Annotated in this window: 16 protein-coding genes; 12 read left to right on the top strand and 4 right to left on the bottom strand. The window is 73.2% G+C overall.

Annotated elements, in window-relative coordinates; all coding sequences use genetic code 11:
* The first annotated feature begins 262 nt into the window (after nucleotides 1–262).
* The 4 genes from ACSNN9_RS17935 to ACSNN9_RS17920 all read left to right on the top strand — a co-directional run bounded on the left by ACSNN9_RS17935 (nucleotide 263) and on the right by ACSNN9_RS17920 (nucleotide 4130).
* Nucleotides 263–1405, top strand: coding sequence for a helix-turn-helix domain-containing protein (locus tag ACSNN9_RS17935; RefSeq protein ID WP_436674493.1), 1143 nt, complete (start codon nucleotides 263–265; stop codon nucleotides 1403–1405).
* 112 nt (nucleotides 1406–1517) lie between these two features.
* On the top strand, nucleotides 1518–1679 hold the full coding sequence (locus ACSNN9_RS17930) for a hypothetical protein (RefSeq protein ID WP_436674492.1): 162 nt from the start codon (nucleotides 1518–1520) through the stop codon (nucleotides 1677–1679).
* A gap of 46 nt (nucleotides 1680–1725) precedes the next feature.
* Complete coding sequence (locus ACSNN9_RS17925; protein ID WP_436674506.1) at nucleotides 1726–2799, top strand: helix-turn-helix domain-containing protein; 1074 nt, start codon at nucleotides 1726–1728, stop codon at nucleotides 2797–2799.
* Nucleotides 2800–3146: 347 nt separating this feature from the next.
* A complete protein-coding gene (locus tag ACSNN9_RS17920) occupies nucleotides 3147–4130 on the top strand; it encodes a trypsin-like serine peptidase (protein ID WP_436674491.1) in 984 nt (327 codons plus the stop codon).
* A 117-nt stretch (nucleotides 4131–4247) separates the two neighbouring features.
* On the opposite strand, the gene ACSNN9_RS17915 is transcribed toward ACSNN9_RS17920, so the two are convergent.
* Complete coding sequence (locus ACSNN9_RS17915) at nucleotides 4248–5099, bottom strand: CHAP domain-containing protein (protein ID WP_436674490.1); 852 nt, start codon at nucleotides 5097–5099, stop codon at nucleotides 4248–4250.
* Nucleotides 5100–5448: 349 nt separating this feature from the next.
* Between ACSNN9_RS17915 and ACSNN9_RS17910 the strand changes: the two genes are divergently transcribed.
* From ACSNN9_RS17910 to ACSNN9_RS17895, 4 genes are all read left to right on the top strand, one after another.
* Nucleotides 5449–6402 carry an SRPBCC family protein gene (locus tag ACSNN9_RS17910; RefSeq protein WP_436674488.1) on the top strand — a complete coding sequence of 318 codons (954 nt, stop codon included), beginning with the start codon at nucleotides 5449–5451 and terminating at the stop codon, nucleotides 6400–6402.
* A gap of 26 nt (nucleotides 6403–6428) precedes the next feature.
* Nucleotides 6429–7601 (top strand): zinc-dependent alcohol dehydrogenase, encoded by a 1173-nt coding sequence (locus ACSNN9_RS17905; RefSeq protein ID WP_436674486.1) that lies wholly within the window; start codon nucleotides 6429–6431, stop codon nucleotides 7599–7601.
* A gap of 90 nt (nucleotides 7602–7691) precedes the next feature.
* Complete coding sequence (locus tag ACSNN9_RS17900) at nucleotides 7692–8372, top strand: hypothetical protein (protein ID WP_436674484.1); 681 nt, start codon at nucleotides 7692–7694, stop codon at nucleotides 8370–8372.
* A 790-nt stretch (nucleotides 8373–9162) separates the two neighbouring features.
* On the top strand, nucleotides 9163–9441 hold the full coding sequence (locus ACSNN9_RS17895; protein ID WP_436674482.1) for a GNAT family N-acetyltransferase: 279 nt from the start codon (nucleotides 9163–9165) through the stop codon (nucleotides 9439–9441).
* Nucleotides 9442–9462: 21 nt separating this feature from the next.
* On the opposite strand, the gene ACSNN9_RS17890 is transcribed toward ACSNN9_RS17895, so the two are convergent.
* Nucleotides 9463–10941 (bottom strand): glutamate--cysteine ligase, encoded by a 1479-nt coding sequence (locus ACSNN9_RS17890; RefSeq protein ID WP_358092510.1) that lies wholly within the window; start codon nucleotides 10939–10941, stop codon nucleotides 9463–9465.
* A 183-nt stretch (nucleotides 10942–11124) separates the two neighbouring features.
* On the opposite strand from ACSNN9_RS17890, the gene ACSNN9_RS17885 reads away from it, so the two are divergent.
* Nucleotides 11125–11463, top strand: coding sequence for a DUF3817 domain-containing protein (locus ACSNN9_RS17885; RefSeq protein ID WP_436674480.1), 339 nt, complete (start codon nucleotides 11125–11127; stop codon nucleotides 11461–11463).
* Between the two features lie 66 nt (nucleotides 11464–11529).
* Here the strand turns inward: ACSNN9_RS17885 and ACSNN9_RS17880 are convergent, their stop codons facing one another.
* Both ACSNN9_RS17880 and ACSNN9_RS17875 read right to left on the bottom strand, forming a co-directional pair.
* On the bottom strand, nucleotides 11530–12390 hold the full coding sequence (locus ACSNN9_RS17880; RefSeq protein ID WP_436674479.1) for an alpha/beta fold hydrolase: 861 nt from the start codon (nucleotides 12388–12390) through the stop codon (nucleotides 11530–11532).
* Nucleotides 12391–12490: 100 nt separating this feature from the next.
* A complete protein-coding gene (locus ACSNN9_RS17875; protein ID WP_436674505.1) occupies nucleotides 12491–13039 on the bottom strand; it encodes a hypothetical protein in 549 nt (182 codons plus the stop codon).
* Nucleotides 13040–13181: 142 nt separating this feature from the next.
* Between ACSNN9_RS17875 and ACSNN9_RS17870 the strand changes: the two genes are divergently transcribed.
* The 3 genes from ACSNN9_RS17870 to ACSNN9_RS17860 are packed head-to-tail and all read left to right on the top strand — an operon-like array spanning nucleotide 13182 to nucleotide 17200.
* A complete protein-coding gene (locus ACSNN9_RS17870) occupies nucleotides 13182–14306 on the top strand; it encodes a Vms1/Ankzf1 family peptidyl-tRNA hydrolase (RefSeq protein WP_436674477.1) in 1125 nt (374 codons plus the stop codon).
* Nucleotides 14299–16059 (top strand): thiamine pyrophosphate-binding protein, encoded by a 1761-nt coding sequence (locus tag ACSNN9_RS17865; RefSeq protein WP_436674475.1) that lies wholly within the window; start codon nucleotides 14299–14301, stop codon nucleotides 16057–16059. Before ACSNN9_RS17870 ends, ACSNN9_RS17865 begins: the two co-directional genes overlap by 8 nt.
* Before the next feature lie 52 nt (nucleotides 16060–16111).
* Nucleotides 16112–17200, top strand: a complete 1089-nt coding sequence (locus tag ACSNN9_RS17860; RefSeq protein WP_436674474.1) for an iron-containing redox enzyme family protein — start codon at nucleotides 16112–16114, stop codon at nucleotides 17198–17200.
* Nucleotides 17201–17202: the final 2 nt, after the last annotated feature.

Below are 17202 nucleotides of genomic sequence, written 5' to 3'. Positions count from 1 at the left end.
GGCGCAACCTGGCTGGGCACGGCGGCGCTGGTCAGGGCGGAGGACCCGGACGAGGCTCGTGCCCTCTTGACCCCGGATCGGTACGCCGAGATCGAGGTCCACAACTGGGCGTTGGGCGGACGCCCGTCATGACCCGGTGAGCGCGGGCTGATCTGTGGCACCCGCAACGCCTGTGCCCATGGCATGGGCCGAGGGGTACGGTCGATGACCGTAGGGTATCGGTCCGTAGTGGCTGCTGGTCAAGGGACGTAGGAGTGCTGCCGTGCCCCCACGCGCAAGGACGATCGTCGACCCGCGGTTCGCCGCTGAACTGCGACGGCTTCGCGAGGCACGCGGCATGTCGCTGCGGCAGGTAGCCGCCGTCGTCAACCACGGCAAGAGCCTCGTGCACCAGTTGGAGGCAGGGCAGACGAGGCCCACTGTGGACGTGGCGGCCCGACTCGACGAGGCGCTCGCGGCGCAGGGAGCGCTGGCCAGGCTGGTCGTAGACGCGCCCGATGGTGGTGCGCGCCTGGCGTACGTGACGGCGCATCCGCGCCGGGTCGACCACGCTACGGTTCGCGCGCTTGCTGGCCTGCTGGCCGGTTACCGGCGGCTGGAGGACGTCGTGGGTTCCGGGCCGATCATGGCCCCGGTCCGTGCCCATCTCGATACCGTTGCCTGTCTGCTGAGCGAGGCCCGGCATGACGTGCGGCCGAGCGTCCTGGACGTGGCGGCGCAGTGGGCCCAGTTCGCGGGTTGGCTGAGCATCGCGCGGGGAGAGGAACGTGCGGCAACGGTGTGGCACGCGAGGGCACTGGGCTGGGCGACCGAGGCCGGCAACAGCGATCTCGTCGCGACCGTGCTGTCCTTTCAGGGACACCAGGCGGAGTTGCGCTGCGACCTGCCGGCGATGGTCAGGCTCTCCCGAGCCGCGCGCCGGGACCGGACCGTCAACGCGGCGCTGCGGGCCTACTGCGCCGGGCAGGAGGCCAGGGGCCTCGCCATGGCCGGCGCTGGCACCTCCGAAGTGCTCGCTCGCCTGTCCGAGGCATCGGACGTGTCGGCCCAGGCGGCCGAGGAACCGCTGTCCCCGTGGGGCTACTGGTACACGCCGTCCTTCTTCGCGGTGCAGCAGGGAATCGTCTGGCGATACCTCGGCGAGACTGACAGCCGCGCCAACGAACGGGCGCTGGCGTTGCTGACGGCCGGTGTCGCGGGCTTGGACGAGGAGGCGAGCGGAGCCGACTGGCACGGTCACAACCTGGTACATCTCGCTGTGGCGCAGGCGCAGGATGGTGAGACGACGATGGCCCGTGAGACCTTGGCGACGGCCGACGCCATCGCGACTGCCGCTGCCTCCGGACAACTGTCTCGTGAGGTGGCTGGGGCGGTCCACCGGCTCAACCTGTCCGCGATGCCATAGCGGACGCGTTTCGCCTGCTCTGCCACCCACTGCCCAGCACACGATGACCGTGGGTGACGGCGACAGGAAGGTGCTCCGAGCTGCTGTCGCGCCCCGATCGATGGAGGTGCGGATGGGGATCGACGAGCCGGCGAGCCGGGGCGAGCAGGTCGAGGCGGCGGAGCGGGAGGCGGCCAAGCGACGCCTCCTGGAGCAGGCCGAGGCTGAGCGCGTACCGGTGGAGGAGACCACCCGGGCGGTGCCGGACCGGCGGTGGCGGCGTGACCAGCGCTGACGAGCCGATCGGTCGCCGCGTCGCCCGCTGGCGGGCGCGGCGGCGGATGACGCAGCAGATGCTCGCCGACCGGCTCGGCAGGTCGAAGAGCTGGGTGGACAAGACCGAGCGGGGCGTACGTCCGCTCGACCGTTACCCGGTGATCCAGGAGATCGCCCGGGTGCTGCGGGTCGACCCGCTGGCGCTGCTCGGCGAGCACCGCCGGCCGCCGGTCGGGGCCAGCCCGGTGGACGACGGGGTCGACGGCATCCGGTCCGCCCTCGCCCGCTACGACGAGCACCGGGCGACGGCGTCGGTGGCGGAGACGGGCCGGCACGTCGCGCACGCCTGGCTGACCTACCAGCACGCGCACTACGCCCAGGTGGTGCGGCTGCTGCACGCCGCGCAGGGCGTGCGGGCGCAGGAGCCGGGGCTGCTGGTGCAGGCGTACCGGATCACCTCGGCGGTGCTGGTGAAGCTCGGTGAGGCCGACCTCGGGTGGCTGGCCGCCGACCGGGCGGTGGCCGTGGCGGGCGGCGATCCGGCGCTGGCGGGGGCCGCGACCGTGTCGGTCGGTCAGGCGTTGCGCGCACTGGGCCGGGACCGGCTGGCGCTCGTGGCGACGTTGACCGCCGCGCGTCGCGTCGCGCCTACGTCGGAGGCGGTGCACGGGGCCCTGCTGATCCAGGCCGCGCTGGCCGCCGCCGGCTGCGGCGACGCCCACCGGGCCGAGGAGCTGATCGAGCGGGCCGTCGAGGTGGCGGCGCGGGTCGCCGGGGACGACCCGCACCGCACCGGCTTCGGGCCGGGCGCCGTGGAGGCGGCCCGGGTGGTGGCGGCGGTCGAGCGGGGGGACGCCGGGGAGGCGGTGCGCCGGCACGAGACGGCGGTACGGGGGGAGGCGTGGCGGCGGCTGCCGGCCGAGTACCGGGCCGCGTACCTGGTGGACGCCGCGCGGGCGTACCTCCAGGCCGGTGACCTGCGTGGGGCCGGGCGGTTGCTGGTCGAGGCGGACGGCGTCGCGCCGGCCGAGGTCCGGTGCCGGCCTGTGGCGCGTACGGTGCTCGCCGAGATCGCCCGGGCCCACCCGGCGCCGGCCGGCGTGGCGCGACTGGCGACGCTGGTCGGCCTGACCCGCTGAGTGCATCGGCCGGCCCGTTCCGTCGGGGTCACCGGCCCGCGGGCGGATGCCGTGGCTGCCGAATTCGCAAGTCCCACTTGTCGACAACGGCGGGCTTCGTCAAATTGGAGAGGGCGCATTTCGCGGCGATGGGATTTGCGTGGCCGATGCCGAGGCTTCTGTTCGAATTGGGCACGGTTTGTTTGTCGTCGTGCCGTTGATGTTCTCAGTCCTAAAAGGGAAAGTGTCAACTACCTGTCATTCCAATATGTTGCGATCAATGCGAGGTGATCGATAAGTTTCGGTGGCCCAAATGGGGCACCCGAGAAAAGGGGGAGCACTTGAGATCAACCCTACGCTGGTCCGCAATGGCCGGCATGGCGCTCGCGCTGGTGGTGACCGCCCCGGCGGTCGCCCAGGCGAAGCCGACCAAGGCCGACAGGAACGGCAACACCACCACCGTCGCCCGCACCAGTGACGGCCGTGCGATCACCAACGAGGCGATCGCCAAGGAGGTCGCCGCGTTCTGGACGCCGGAACGGATGGCGAGCGCCGTCGACCTGGACCTCGCGAAGCCCGCAGGCGCCACCGAGGCGCCGAGCGGGGTGTCCAAGCCGGGCGGACCGGCGGGCAGCGTCGCGCCGATGCAGCCGAGCGTCGCCAGCGGCGACGACGTCGGCACCCAGCTCAATGAGTCGGCGGTAGTCGGCAAGGTCTACTTCACCACCCCCGGCGGCGGCGGCGCCTCATGCTCGGCGAGCGCGGTGGGCAGCGCGAAGCGGCGACTGGTCATGACCGCCGGGCACTGCGTGCACCAGGGCGCCGGCGGCCAGTGGTACAGCAACTGGCAGTTCGTGCCGCGGTACCGCGACGGGGCGCGGCCGTTCGGTACGTTCGTCGCCTACACGCTCACGGCCCGCACCGCGTGGATCAACAGCAGCAGCTTCGACGAGGACATGGCCATCGCCATCATGCACAACGGCGGCAACTGGGGCCTGAAGGTCGTCGACACGGTCGGCGGCCACGGCCTGCGCTGGAACTGGGGCTACAACATCTCCCTGATGACCGCCCTCGGCTACCCGTCCAACCTCGGCGGCGGCGAGAGCCAGTACTACTGCCAGAGCGGCACGTGGCACGCCGGCGGCCAGCAGATTCGGATGTGGTGCAACATGACCTACGGATCCAGCGGCGGTCCCTGGCTGCAGGAGTACAACGACGCGAACGGCCTCGGGTATATCAACAGCGTCGTGAGCCACGGCGACAACCCGGGCAACGGGCAGTTCGACGGCCCGTACTTCGACGACGACATCAAGAGCCTCTACGACTTCGCGGAGGGTCTCTCCCCGGCGTGACGGCTCGTAATCGGCGGAACGGCACGTAATCAGCAGAGCCCCGGCCCCCGGCCGGGGCTCTGCCCATTCTGCTCCATTTCCGCGCCTAGCGCGACAATCGCCGTCAGAGGCGGCGGGTCACTTGAAGCGGATGAACTTGGAGAACTGGTTGTTGGCGGTTCCCACCGTCACCGTCCGGTGGCTGTACCTGTCGGCGGAAACGTAGTTGTACTCGTCGATCTCGAAGGTGCCGTTAGCATTCACCCTGGTCACGAAGGCGACGTGACCGTAGGTGCCGCCCAGGCGGACCGCGACGTCACCGGCCCTCGGGCTGTTGTGCACCGGCACCCCGGCGCGCCCGGCGGCGGCCACCCACTCCTTGGCGTTGCCCCACCGCGCCTGGCCCTTGTACTGGTTGTGGAAGGCGACGCCGACCCGGCTGCGCAGCGCCCAGGCCACGAAGCTGGTGCACTGCCCCTTGTAGAAGTTCCACGGATCGATGCCCGAGGTCTGACCCTTGTACGGGTAGTCGTCCCTGGCCGGGTAGCTGGTCCCGGCGGAGAGCAGCTGGTGGGAGGCGTTGTTGTTCTTCAGCGTGGAGTTGAGGTTCTTCTTCGCCCCGGGCGCGAAGTCCTGGTACGCGTGGGAGCCGTTGTAGCCGGTGTTGTAGTAGACCCGCACCGTCCTGCCGGTGCGGTTCCACGCCGAAGCGGCGTTGTTCTTGATGCACTGGCCCCGACCGCTGCCCGCGCCCTTGAACTCGTAGCAGCCCGGCTGGGCCGAGCCGTAGTCGGCCAGCGATCCGGCGTGATCGGAGATCGAACCCGCGTGGTCGCTGTTGTAGTAGTAGCAGAACTCGCCGGTGTTGCAGCTTCCGTCGCGGGCCGCGGCCTGAGCGGGCGCGGCGACCGCCAGGACGCCGAGAGCCGCGCTGAGCACGCTCGCGCTGAGGGCGCCGAGGACGCGGACGGTGACCCTGGGCATGTTCATGTCCCTCCTGGGTGGGTGAGGAGGGACCCACGCTACAAGCCATCGATCAAGTGCCATACCCCTGAATCGCGGCCGCCCGCGCCCACCTGCCGGCCGGGGCCCGCCGCCGACTGAGTGCGCGTACGGCGACTGCCGCGCCCGCCCACGCCCACCCGGCGCCGGCCGACGTGGCGCGCCCGGCGGCGCTCGACGGCCGACCCGGCCGTAGGGCGCGCCCACCGACGACGGGGTGGGTTCTGTGTCGATTCGGGGTTCGTGGGGCGATTCTCGGGCATAGCGTCAGGCGTGGCGGCTTCCCGCCGCCGGACCGCCCCGGCGGCGGGTCAGGACGATCTGACGGTGGTGCGACGTGGACGAGACCGATCCGATGATGCTGGACCAGCGGGGACGACGCGGCCGGGGCACCGGACTGCCCCGGCTGCTGGGCGTGGTCAGCCTCGCCCTCGGGGCGGGCGGGCTGCTCGCCCCGCGCGCGGTGGCCCGGCTGACCGGCGTGGACGACTCACCCGCCGCGCGCGCGGTGATCCCGGCCGTGGGCGCCCGCGAGCTGGTCCACGCGGTCGGCCTGCTCGGTGGCCGCCGGCCGGCCGGCTGGGCGTGGACCCGGGTGGCCGGCGACGCGATGGACCTCACCCTGCTCGCCCGGGCCTGGGCGGACCGGTGCGGCGAGCGACGCCAGCGGGTCGCCCTCACCACCGCCGCCGTCGCCGGCATCGCCGCCGTCGACCTGGTCGCCGCCGTGCGCGCCGGCCGGGCCCAGGCCGCGCGCCGGCGGGTGATCGACATGGAGGTCGCGGTCACCGTCAACCGCTCCCCGGCCGAGGCGTACCGGTTCTGGCGGGACCTGGAGAACCTGCCCCGGTTCATGTCCCACCTGGAGTCGGTGCGCGCCGACGACCTGCGCCGCTCGCACTGGATCGCGCGCGGCCCGGCCGGCCGCCGCGTCGAGTGGGACGCGGAGATCGTCGACGACCAGCCCAACCGGTCGCTCGCCTGGCGGTCGCTGCCCGACACCCGGGTGCCCAACGCCGGGCGGGTCCGGTTCGTGCCCGCGCCCGGCGACCGGGGGACCGAGGTACGGGTGCGGCTGCGCTACGCCCCGCCAGCCGGCGCGCTGGGCCGGGCGGTGGCGAAGCTCTTCGGCGAGGAGCCCGAGCAGCAGGTCCGTGACGACCTGCGCCGGTTCAAGCAGGTGGTGGAGACCGGCGAGGTGGTCCGCTCCGAGGGCAGCCCCGACGGCATCTCCGTACGCCAGCAGGTCATGCAACGCCCCGCCCAGCCGTTGCCGATCGCCCGCCGCTGACCGCCCGCGATTCGAGAGGACGAACGATGAAGGCCACCGCCTGGATGGGCAAGGACAGCGTCAAGGTCGTCAACGTGCCCGACCCGACCATCATGAACGCGCGCGACGCGATCGTGCGGATCACCTCCACCGCGATCTGCGGCTCCGACCTGCACCTCTACCACGGCTACATCCCCGCCATGCGCAAGGGCGACATCCTCGGCCACGAGTTCATGGGCGAGGTGGTGGAGGTCGGCCCGCAGGTGCGCAACCTGCGCCCCGGCGACCGGGTGGTGGTGCCGTTCCCGATCGCCTGCGGGCACTGCTCCTCCTGCCAGCGCGGCTTCTTCTCGGTCTGCGAGAACTCCAACCCCAACGCCGGGGTGGCCGAGAAGATCATGGGGCACTCGCCGGCCGGCATCTTCGGCTACTCCCACCTGCTCGGCGGCTACGCCGGCGGCCAGGCCGAGTACGCCCGGGTGCCGTTCGCCGACGTCGGCCCGATCAAGGTGCCCGAGGACGTGCCTGACGACCAGGCGGTGATGCTCGCCGACGTGCTCCCCACCGGCTTCATGGGCGCGGAGATGTGCGACATCAAGCCGGGCGACGTCATAGCCGTGTGGGGGGCCGGCCCGGTGGGGCTGCTCGCCGCCGCCAGCGCCCGGATGCTCGGCGCGGAGCGGGTGATCGTCATCGACCGGTACCCGTACCGGCTGCGGCTGGCGCAGGAGCACACGGGCGCGGAGACCATCAACTACGACGACACCGACGTGCTCGACGCGCTGAACGCGATGACCGCCGGCCGGGGGCCCGACGCCTGCATCGACGCCGTCGGCCTGGAGGGGCACCACGGCAACACCGCCGTGTACGCGTACGACCGGGCGAAGCAGGCCGCCCGGGTCGAGACGGAACGGCCGTTCGCGCTGCGCCAGGCGATCCTGGCCTGCCGCAGTGGCGGCGTCGTCTCGGTGATCGGCGCGTACGGGGGCTTCGTCGACAAGTTCCCGATGGGCGCGTTCATGAACCGGTCGTTGGTCATGCGCACCGGTCAGTGCCACGTCCAGCGCTACACCCGGCCGCTGCTCAACCGCATCCAGCGCGGGGACATCGACCCGAGCTTCATCATCAGCCACCGGATGCCGCTGAAGGACGCGGCCAAGGGCTACAAGATCTTCCAGAAGAAGCAGGACGAGTGCACCAAGGTCGTCCTCAAGGTCTGAGCCGGGAACGGCGGCCCGAGCGGCGTCCAGCCCAGGTTGCCGCCCTCGCCGACCACCCGGAGGCCGGCTCGGCCGGGCGCTGAACCAGCGTTGCAGGCGGGAACCGGCGAGCCAGGCCAGCAGCAGGAACAGCACCGCCATGATGACGATGTTGCCGAGGGACTGGAGCGTGAAGGCCGCCGCGCCGTAGAGCGGGTTGCCGCTCTCGGCGGCGTCGCGGAACATCTGCCGGAACAGCGCGAAGGGCCGGCCGATCAGGAAGCCGGCGATCAGCGCGCCCATGAAGACCATCGGCGCGTTGGGGAACCGCCGGGCGAGCCGGGCGAAGGGGTCCCGCACGACGCCGAGCGATGCCAGACCGAGATAGATCATGATGAGCCCGATCGCGCCGAAGACCACCATGGACTGGATGCTCCGCGGCGACAGCCCGCCGGGGGCGTTGGGCGCGGTGGAGAACTGCGGCATCGAGGTGCCGACGAGGCCGACGACCGCGCCGTAGGCGGCCGACACCGCGATCATGCCCACGGACATCCAACCCAGCGGCTTCAGGGGGGCGACGAACCGGCTGAACCTGCCGCCTGTGGTGCCGGTCAGCGGGGCCAGGGCGCCGAACGCGGCGATGTTGCAGGCGGTGAACGTGCCCGCGATGCCGGAGACGAAGGCGAAGAGGATGCCGGCCGCGAGGCCCTGGATGGGCGTCTCCTTGGCGTCGTGGCCGAGCAGCGTGTTGGCGACGTTGTCGCCGATGGTCCGGTCCACGAACTCGGCTGACCAGATGACGGTCAGCAGGAAGCCGCCGAGGACGCTGAGCAGGATGATCAGCCCTCGCCGCCGGGGGAAGTGCCCGTTGACGAACGCGGACGTCCCGATCCGCACGGCGTCGGGGCCGAGCCGGACGGGCGCGTCGGGTCGCTGGGGGGACCGCTGGGTCTGCGTCACATGCGCTCCTCGAAGGTCGGTCAGCATGGCGCCTTCAGGCACCCGGATGGTGCGGGTCGATGTCCGCGTTTCATCATGGGGTGGCCGCTGTCGGCCCGGTTCTTCCATCGTGCGCAATCTCCGCGGCCGTTCTGCCCGCTCTGGGGGCCGGTCAACTCCGAACGGGCCGGCTGGCCCGCCGCGCCTCGCCCGCCTAGCCCCGGCGCGGCCGGGTGTGCCTTCCGGTCCTGTCGAGCTGATGTCGTAGACGATTCACCGGCGTCCCAGATCCGCGCCGCCCCTGCCGTCGACGACGGCGGACGCGAAGAGCCGCACGGCGAACGGCAGGGGAAGTCACGGGCAGGTCTGCCGCTTGGCGTGAGTCGTCTACGACATCAGCTCGACAGGGCGCTCGACGCGCCATGGTGAATCCTGAGGTGGCGAGGAGCAACGCTGGCCGCGGCGGGAGCAACGCCCGGCCGGCCGGTAAGGAGCAACGCCGGCCGGCGGCCGGGGGAACAGCGCCGGCTGCGGTGTCGCCGGCCTGACACCGGGAACGTGCGGGCGTCCACCCCGTCCACCCCGTCCACCCCGTCCGGCTTGTCGTCGGTCGGGTGATCGGAAAGGCACCACGTAGCGCTTGTTGCCTAGATTTTGCAATAAGCTCGGCGCGGAACGACGGCTGGCCGGCGCCGGGGAGTTCGGCATCGTCGACCAGGTCGCGACGGAGCCTGCCCACCGGCGGCGCGGGCTGGGCAGCGTCGTCATGCGGGCGCGCTGCGACCACGCGGCGTGGCTCGGGATACGCACCGGGATCCTCGTCGCCACCGACGACGGACGCGCCCTGTACCGCGCGCTCGGGTGGACGGTGCGGTCGCCCGTCTCGGGCGCCTTCCTCAGGGAGGACCCGGGCCCGTTCTGACGTCCGGCTCGTGGCGCCCGGTCAGGGGATGGGCCACTCGTGGACCGGCCGGTTGCTGTGCATCAGCGCCACGTAGTGCCGCACCACCTCGCGCAGCGCCTCCGGCCGGTCGAGGTGGTCGGCGGACTCCAGCCGGTGCAGCGTCTCCACCTGCCAGCTCGCCCCGTTGCGCCCGGTCAGGCACCGTTGCTCGATGATGCCGAGCAGCCGGTCCCGCTCGGCCGGGTCCAGGCCCCACCGGTCGAGCCCGTGGTGGGCCAGCGGCAGCAGCCGGCGCAGCACCAGCTCGGTGACCGGGAGATAGCCCAGGCCGGGCCAGAAGACCTGGGCGTCGATGCCGTGCCGGGCGCAGGCGGTGAAGTTCTCCTCGGCGGCGCTGAACGACATCTGCGACCACAGCGGCCGGTCGGCCTCGGCGAGCGCCCGGACGAGGCCGAAGTAGAAGGCGCCGTTGGCCACGGTGTCGAGCACCGTCGGACCGGCCGGCAGCACCCGGTTCTCCACCCGCAGGTGCGGGCGGCCCTTCAGCACGTCGTAGACGGGGCGGTTCCAGCGGTAGACGGTGCCGTTGTGCAGCCGCAGCTCGGCGAGCTTCGGCACGTCCCCCCGGGCGAGGGCCTCGGCCGGGTCCTCCGCGTCGCAGACTGGCAGCAGCGCCGGGAAGTAGCGGACGTTCTCCTCGAACAGGTCGAACACCGTGGTGATCCAGCGCTCGCCGAACCACACCCGCGGGCGTACGCCCTGGGCCTTGATCTCCTCCGGTCGGGTGTCGGTGGCCTGCTGGAACAGCGGGATGCGCGTCTCGCGCCACAGCTCCCGGCCGAAGAGCAGCGGCGAGTTCGCGCCCAGGGCCACCTGGATGCCGGCGACCACCTGCGCCGCGTTCCAGTAGTCGGCGAACTGGGCCGGACTGACCTGGAGGTGGAACTGGGTGCTCGTGCAGGCCGCCTCCGGGGTGATGGTGTCGGCGGTGACCGCGAGCCGTTCCACGCCGTTGATCGCGATCCGCAGGTCCTCGCCGCGGGCGGCGAAGATCTGCTCGTTGAGCAGCGCGTAGCGCGGGTTGGCCGACAGCGTCTCGGCGGTCAGGTGCTCCGGCCGCAGCGTCGGCAGGATGCCGATCATCACCATGTGCGCGCCGACGTCCCGCGCCCTGGTCTCGGCGGCGTTGAGGCTGGCCCGCACGTTCTCCTCGAACTCGCGGGTGCCGGTGCCGGCCAGCCGGCGCGGCGCCACGTTGATCTCGACGTTGAACTGGCCCAGCTCCGTCTGGAAGCTCGGGTCGGCGATGGCGGCCAGCACGTCGGCGTTGCGCATGGCCGGCATCGAGCCGTCGTCCACCAGGTTCAGCTCGATCTCCAGCCCGGTCATCGGCCGCTCGACGTCGAAGCGGGACTCCCGGAGCATCTCGGCGAAGACGTCCAGGCACCGCCGCACCTTCTCGCGATAGCGGGCCCGGTCCTCACGACTGAAGGTCCGTACGCCGACGTCCTCGCCCATGGTCACCGCCCTGTCACCGTTGGTTCCCCTAACCTCGCACGCCCGGGGCGGGCCGGGGAAGACCCGAAGCTTCTTGTACGTACCCACCCGGGGCCCGCATGATCCCTGTCGCCTCCGCCGGTCGTGCGGCCGGCGCGGCACGAGGGGTGGTTAGCATGTGCGGCAACCAGGTGGGGAGTGACGATGCGCGAGAAGATCACCAGGCTGTTCGTGGCAGCGGCGATCGCCGAGGCCTGCTCCTGGCTGGCCCTGCTGGTCGGCATGGCCGTCAAGTACGGCCGCCCGGGCAACGAGATCGGCGTGAAGATCTTCGGCCCGGTCCACGGCGCGCTCTTCGTCGCGTACGGCCTGCTGGTCCTCGCGGTGGCCCGGCTGCACCGGTGGCGGCTCTGGCCCACCCTCGTGGCGCTGGCCTGCGCCGTGCCGCCGTTCGCCACCCTGGTCTTCGAGCGCTGGGCCGCGCGGCGGGGGATGCTGCGCACGGCCGGCGAGCCGGACCGGCCGCTGACCCCCGTCGGCTGACCGCCACCCCACCGGCCCCAAGGCCCTGGCGGTGGGGGACGGGGCGGCCCGCGCGACGCCGAGCGGTCAGTCGGCGAGGAAGTCGGCCAACGCGGCGGCGAGCTGCTCCGGGGCCTCCTCGGCCATGTGGTGGCCCGAGTCGATCGAGGCCACCCGCACGTCGGCGGCCCAGTCCCGCCAGATCGCCGCCGGGTCGCCGTACAGCTCGACCATGTCGTCCCGCTCCGACCAGCAGAACAACACCGGGCAGGCGATCCGCCGCCCGGCGGCCCGGTCGGCGTCGTCGGCCGCCCGGTCCGGGCCGAGCCCGGCCCGGTAGTCCTCGCACATCGCGTGCACCGTCGCCGGGTCGTGGATGGCCCGGCGGTAGTCGGCGTACGCCTCCTCGCCCATCGCCGTCGGCGATCCCCCGTACCAGGCGTCCGGGTCGGCGGTGATCACCCGCTCCGCCGGCTTGTCCGACTGGCCGAGGAAGAACCAGTGCCACCAGCGGGCCGCGAACCGGGCGTCGGCGCGCGCCAGGGCCTCGCCGATCGGCACCCCGTCGAGCACGCCCAGCCGGCTGACCCGGTCCGGGTGGTCCAGCGCCGTGCGCATCGCCACGTAGCAGCCCCGGTCGTGCCCCACCACCGCCGCCCGGTCGTGCCCGAGCGCGTCGAGCAGGCCGACCACGTCGCGGGCCATCGCCCGTTTGGCGTACGCGGTGTGCCCCGGGTCGCTCGGCGGCTTCGACGAGCCGCCGTAGCCGCGCAGGTCGGGGCAGATGACCGTGTGCTCGCGGGCCAGCAGCGGCGCCACCCGGTGCCAGGTCGCGTGGGTGCGCGGATGCCCGTGCAGCAGCACCACGGGTGGACCCGAACCGCCGTGGCGTACCCGCAGCCGGACCTCGCCGACGTCGATCTGCTCCAGCGTGAAGCCCTCGAACATGGCCCCACGGTGCCCGCCGGCGCGCCGCCGGAAACCGGGCGGGCCCCTGACACCCCGCTCGCCTCCGCACCGCGTGGCCGGGCGCCGGGCGATCCGGCTGTCAGGTCAGCGCGGACCAGGCCACCAGGGCGGCGACCAGCAGCGCGCCCAGCGCCGCCTGGAGCAGCAGCGGCGGCCCGAGGTGCGACCACAGGGTGGCGGTACGCGGGGTGAGCAGCTGGCCCGTCGTCAGGTTCACGATCCGCTCGATCTTCGGCGGCAGGTCCGGGTCGCCCTGGGGGCGCAGCGTGAGCTGCACGTGGTCGGCGGGGTGCAGGGCGCTCTGCGGCAGGTGCCCGTGCAGCTCGACCTCGCAGAGCCGCCCTGCGGCGTCGCGCAGCCGCACCGGGGTGACCAGGTATTCCGGGCCCTTCTTCAGCTCCTTGAACCGGCGACGGGCGGCGCCGGAGCCGGCGGAGAACAGGGAGCGGACCAGCGCCATCAGCAGCCCCGCCACCCCGGCCGCCGCGAGGACCGCGACCAGCACCGGCTGGCCGATGCGCACCTCGCGCGGGTAGCCGTCCATCAGCCGGATGATCCGCCCCGTCACGATCCGGTCGGTCGGGTGGACGATCCGACGGATGTGCAGGTCGCTGTCCATGTCCACCACCCAGAGTCCGGTTCCGTTCACTGATGGTATCGGCCATTCGGGTTGAGCGACATGAATGAATTCCGGTCACGCGCTCGCGGCGGCCAGGTGACAACCGCGGCGGCGCGGGTAAGCGGGGGGCCGAGCTGGAAAGGGGTCGAGCATGCAGCTGTCCTTCCTGCGCCCGCTCTACGACCGGCCGGGGCCGTGGGTCTCGGTGTACCTGGACGCGTCCGCCAACACCGAGGACGCCCACCCGGCGCTCGATCTGCGCTGGCGGGCCCTGCGCCAACAACTTCAGCAGCAGCGCGCCGACGTGGAGACCATCGAGGCCGTCGAACGGCTCGTCCGGGGGCACGACCCGATGCCGGGGGACTACGGACTGGCGGTCTTCGGCGCCCGGGGCCGGGTGGTGCTGTCGGAGTACCTCTCCGCCCCGCCGCTGCGGGACCTCGCCGCGTACACCTCGCTGCCGCACGTGATGCCGATGCTGGCGCAGCGCGGCGAGCAGGTGGCCTGGGTGCGGGTGCTGGCCGACCGGACCGGTGCCGACGCCATGGCGATCAGCGCCGGCGGTGTGCCGCGCCGCGCCCACGTGACCGGCCGGGAGCACTTCCAGCTGCGTCGGGTGCAGCCCGGCGGCTGGTCGCAGTCGCACCACCAGAAGGCCGCGATGGAGGCCTGGCACCACAACGCGGGCGACGTCACCGCGGCCACCGTGGAGCTGGCCGAGAAGGTCGGCGCGGAGGTGGTGGTGGTCGCCGGCGACGTGCGCGCCACCGGCATGATCGCCGCCCAGATGCCGGAACGCTGGCAGGACCTGATGGTCCGCACCGACGCCGGATCCCGGGGCGGCGGCGCCGACCAGACCCTGCTGGACGACCTCACCGTGCAGACCATCGCCGAGGTGGCCGACCAGCGGATCACCGCCGTGCTGGACCGCTTCGGCATGCAGGAGGACGTCGGCGCCGGGTTGGACGCCGTGGTGTCCGCCCTGCAACGCAACCAGGTCGAGACGATGCTCATCGTCGACGACCCGTCCGCCACCGGGGAACTCTGGATCGGGCCGGACCCGACCGAGATCGCCACCGACCCGGGGCAGCTCGCCGCCATGTCCGTACGCGACCCGGAGAGGGTCCGCGCCGACGCCGCCCTCGTGCGCGCGCTGGTCGGCACCGACGCCGAGCTGACCGTGCTGGGCCCGGACGAGGCGCCGGAGCTGACCGACGGCGTCGGGGCGGTGCTGCGGTACGTCGACGCGGGCACGCCGGGGCGTGACGATGGCTGAGCGTACGGTGGCCGACCTGGTGGTCGAGCGACTGCGCGCCTGGCGGGTGCCGCGGGTCTTCGGCTACCCCGGGGAGGCCATCGCCCCGGTGGTCGAGGCGTTGGACGCGTCGGGCGGGGACCCGGCGTTCGTGCCGGCCCGGCACGAGGAGACCGCCTCCTACATGGCCACCGGGCACGCCAAGTTCACCGGCGGGATCGGGGTCTGCCTCGCCACCCAGGGGCCCAGCGCCGTCCAGCTGCTCAACGGCCTCTACGACGCCAAGCTGGACAGCAAGCCGGTGGTGGCTATCGTCGGCGAGGACGTCTCGGGTCCGCTGGGCGCCGCCCACCAGGAGATCGGGCTGAGCCGGCTGTTCGCCGACGCCTGCAACCAGTTCGTCCGCTACGGCCGCGTCCCCGAAGGGGTGCCGGCCCTGCTCGACCAGGCGTTCCGCACCGCCGCTGCCACCCGCAGCCCGGTCTGCGTGGTGCTGCCGCGCCAGTTGCAGGAGGCCACCGTGGCCGACCTGCAGTCGCACGCGGCCGGGGTGCTCTCGGCGACCCCGGGGGAGCCGCTGGCCCGGGTCCTGCCGCACGACGTCGACCTCGACGCGGCCGCCCAGCTGCTCGCCAACGGCCAGCGGACCGCGATCCTGGTCGGCCAGGGCGGCCGGGGCGCGGCCGGCGAGATCGTCGCCCTCGCCGACCGGCTCGGCGCCGGGGTGGCGGCCTCGCTGCTGGGCAAGCCGGTGCTCGACGAGCGGCTGCCCTTCCACGTCGGCGTGCTCGGCGAGGTCGGCACCCCGGCCGCCGCCGAGCTGATGGGCGGCTGCGACACCCTGCTGCTGGTCGGCACGAACGACCCGTGGACGGACTACTTCCCCATGCCGGGGCAGGCCCGCACGGTCCAGATCGACATCGACGGCCGCCGGATCGGCACCCGCTACCCGGTGGACGTCCCGCTGGTGGGCGACGCCCAGGAGACGCTGCGGGCGTTGCTGACGCGGGTGCCCGACCGGCCGAACGCCCGGTGGCGGGAGACCGTCGAGGGCTCGGTCGACCGGTGGCGGGCCGAGCGGGCCGACCGGGCCGCCGCCCCCGCCGAGCCGGTGAACCCGCAGCTCGTGCTGCACGAGCTCTCCGCCCGGGTCCCGCGCCGCGGGGCGGTGGCCGTGGACGTCGGTTCGGTCATCTACTGGTACGCCCGGCACCTGGAACTGCCCCCGGGCGTCAGCGCGCAGCTCTGCGGCACGCTCGGCTCGGTGGGCTGCGCCCTGCCGTACGCCGTGGCGGCCAAGCTCGCCGCCCCGGACCAGCCGGTGATCGCCCTGCTCGGCGACGGCGCGATGCAGCTCAACGGGCTGGCCGAGCTGATCACCGTGGCGCACCACTGGCGGGAGTGGCGCGACCCCCGCCTGGTGGTGCTGGTGCTCAACAACCGCGACCAGTCGGGCATGGGCGGCGGTCGCGCGCCGAGCGACCCGGGGCGCCGCCGGCCCGACGTGCCGTACGCCGGCTGGGCGCGGCTGCTCGGCCTGCACGGGGTGCGCGTCGACCGGCCGGAGCTGGTGGGAGCGGCCTGGGACGAGGCGCTGGCGGCCGACCGGCCCTGCGTGCTGGAGGCGGTGGTCGACCCGGCGGTGCGGCTGGCGCCGCCCGAGCCCGCGTTCGCGGACCTGCGCGAGGTGTTCGCCGAGGGCGACGCCGCCCGGCGGGTGCGCGACCGGATGCTGGCCGCCGGGGTGGCCGTGGAGGTCGACGACCTCGTTTAACGACCCACCGCTCGGGCACTGAGGACGGGCAGTACGACTGCTGGAGGTCACCTTGTCAGAGTCCCCGGATCGCCGGTACGGTCCCGCGCCCCTGCCGCAGCCCCGTGGACCGGTCTCGGCGGCGCTGCTGGACGCGCTGCGGCGCACGCCGCACGACCTTCCGGCGGGGCTCGGCAGCGGGTTCGACCCGGCCGCCCCGCTCACCGACGAGGACCTCCAGCTCACCCTCTTCTGCTGCTACGAGCTGCACTACCGGGGCTGGCAGGGCGTCGACGAGGGGTGGGAGTGGCAGCCGTCCCTGCTCGCCCTGCGCGCGTACGCCGAACGCCACTTCGAGACGGCGGTGCGCGCGCTGGTGGGGCCGCTGCCGGCGGCGCTGCCCGGCGGGGTGCCGGCGGCCCTGGCCGACGTGGTCGCCGCCGACGACGGGCCGTCGCTCGCCGGGTACCTTCAGCGCCGGGCGTCGCTGGCGCAGTTCCGGGAGTTCGTCACCCACCGCGCGATCTACCACCTGCGGGAGGCCGACCCGCACAGCTGGGCCCTGCCGCGCCTCGGCGGCCCGGCGAAGGCCGCCCTGGTCGAGATCCAGATGGACGAGTACGGCAACGGGCGGCTGGACCGGATGCACGCCGAGCTGTTCCGGGTCACCCTGAGCCGGCTGGGGCTGGACACCGGCTACGCCGCCCACCTGGACGCCGTGCCGGCGGTCACCCTCGCCACCAACAACCTCATGTCGCTGTTCGGTCTGCACCGGCGGCTGCGCGGGGCGCTGCTGGGGCACCTCGCCGCGTACGAGATGACCTCCTCGCTGCCGAACCGCCGGTACGGCAACGGGCTGCGCCGCCTCGGCCTGGACGGGGCGGCCACCCGCTTCTACGACGAGCACGTCGAGGCCGACGCGGTGCACGAGCAGATCGCCGCGCACGACCTGTGCGGGGGCCTGGTCCGCGTCGAGCCGGGCCTCGCCCCGGACGTGCTGTTCGGTGCCGCCGCCGCGCTGGCGGTGGACCGGCTCTTCGCCGCGCACCTGCTGGACGCCTGGACCGCCGGGCGCACCTCCCTGCGCGCCGCCGACGCGCCGCTCCGCATCGACCTGCGCGACCGCCCGCGCCCCGCCGACCTCCCCGCCGCCGTAGCCTGACC

It is taken from the genome of Micromonospora sp. URMC 107 (assembly GCF_051386315.1).
Classification (GTDB): domain Bacteria; phylum Actinomycetota; class Actinomycetes; order Mycobacteriales; family Micromonosporaceae; genus Micromonospora.
Note: the sequence above shows the minus strand (reverse complement) of the source record. Positions and strands in the feature narration are given on the sequence as shown.

Bases quoted from the DNA above. Each gene is read 5' to 3' on its own strand.
- ACSNN9_RS17930 (WP_436674492.1), top strand. From the start codon at position 1,518: ATGGGGATCGACGAGCCGGCGAGCCGGGGCGAGCAGGTCGAGGCGGCG.
- ACSNN9_RS17925 (WP_436674506.1), top strand. From the start codon at position 1,726: ATGACGCAGCAGATGCTCGCCGACCGGCTCGGCAGGTCGAAGAGCTGG.
- ACSNN9_RS17920 (WP_436674491.1), top strand. From the start codon at position 3,147: ATGGCCGGCATGGCGCTCGCGCTGGTGGTGACCGCCCCGGCGGTCGCC.
- ACSNN9_RS17915 (WP_436674490.1), bottom strand. From the start codon at position 5,099: ATGAACATGCCCAGGGTCACCGTCCGCGTCCTCGGCGCCCTCAGCGCG.
- ACSNN9_RS17905 (WP_436674486.1), top strand. From the start codon at position 6,429: ATGAAGGCCACCGCCTGGATGGGCAAGGACAGCGTCAAGGTCGTCAAC.
- ACSNN9_RS17890 (WP_358092510.1), bottom strand. From the start codon at position 10,941: ATGGGCGAGGACGTCGGCGTACGGACCTTCAGTCGTGAGGACCGGGCC.
- ACSNN9_RS17885 (WP_436674480.1), top strand. From the start codon at position 11,125: ATGCGCGAGAAGATCACCAGGCTGTTCGTGGCAGCGGCGATCGCCGAG.
- ACSNN9_RS17880 (WP_436674479.1), bottom strand. From the start codon at position 12,390: ATGTTCGAGGGCTTCACGCTGGAGCAGATCGACGTCGGCGAGGTCCGG.
- ACSNN9_RS17870 (WP_436674477.1), top strand. From the start codon at position 13,182: ATGCAGCTGTCCTTCCTGCGCCCGCTCTACGACCGGCCGGGGCCGTGG.
- ACSNN9_RS17865 (WP_436674475.1), top strand. From the start codon at position 14,299: ATGGCTGAGCGTACGGTGGCCGACCTGGTGGTCGAGCGACTGCGCGCC.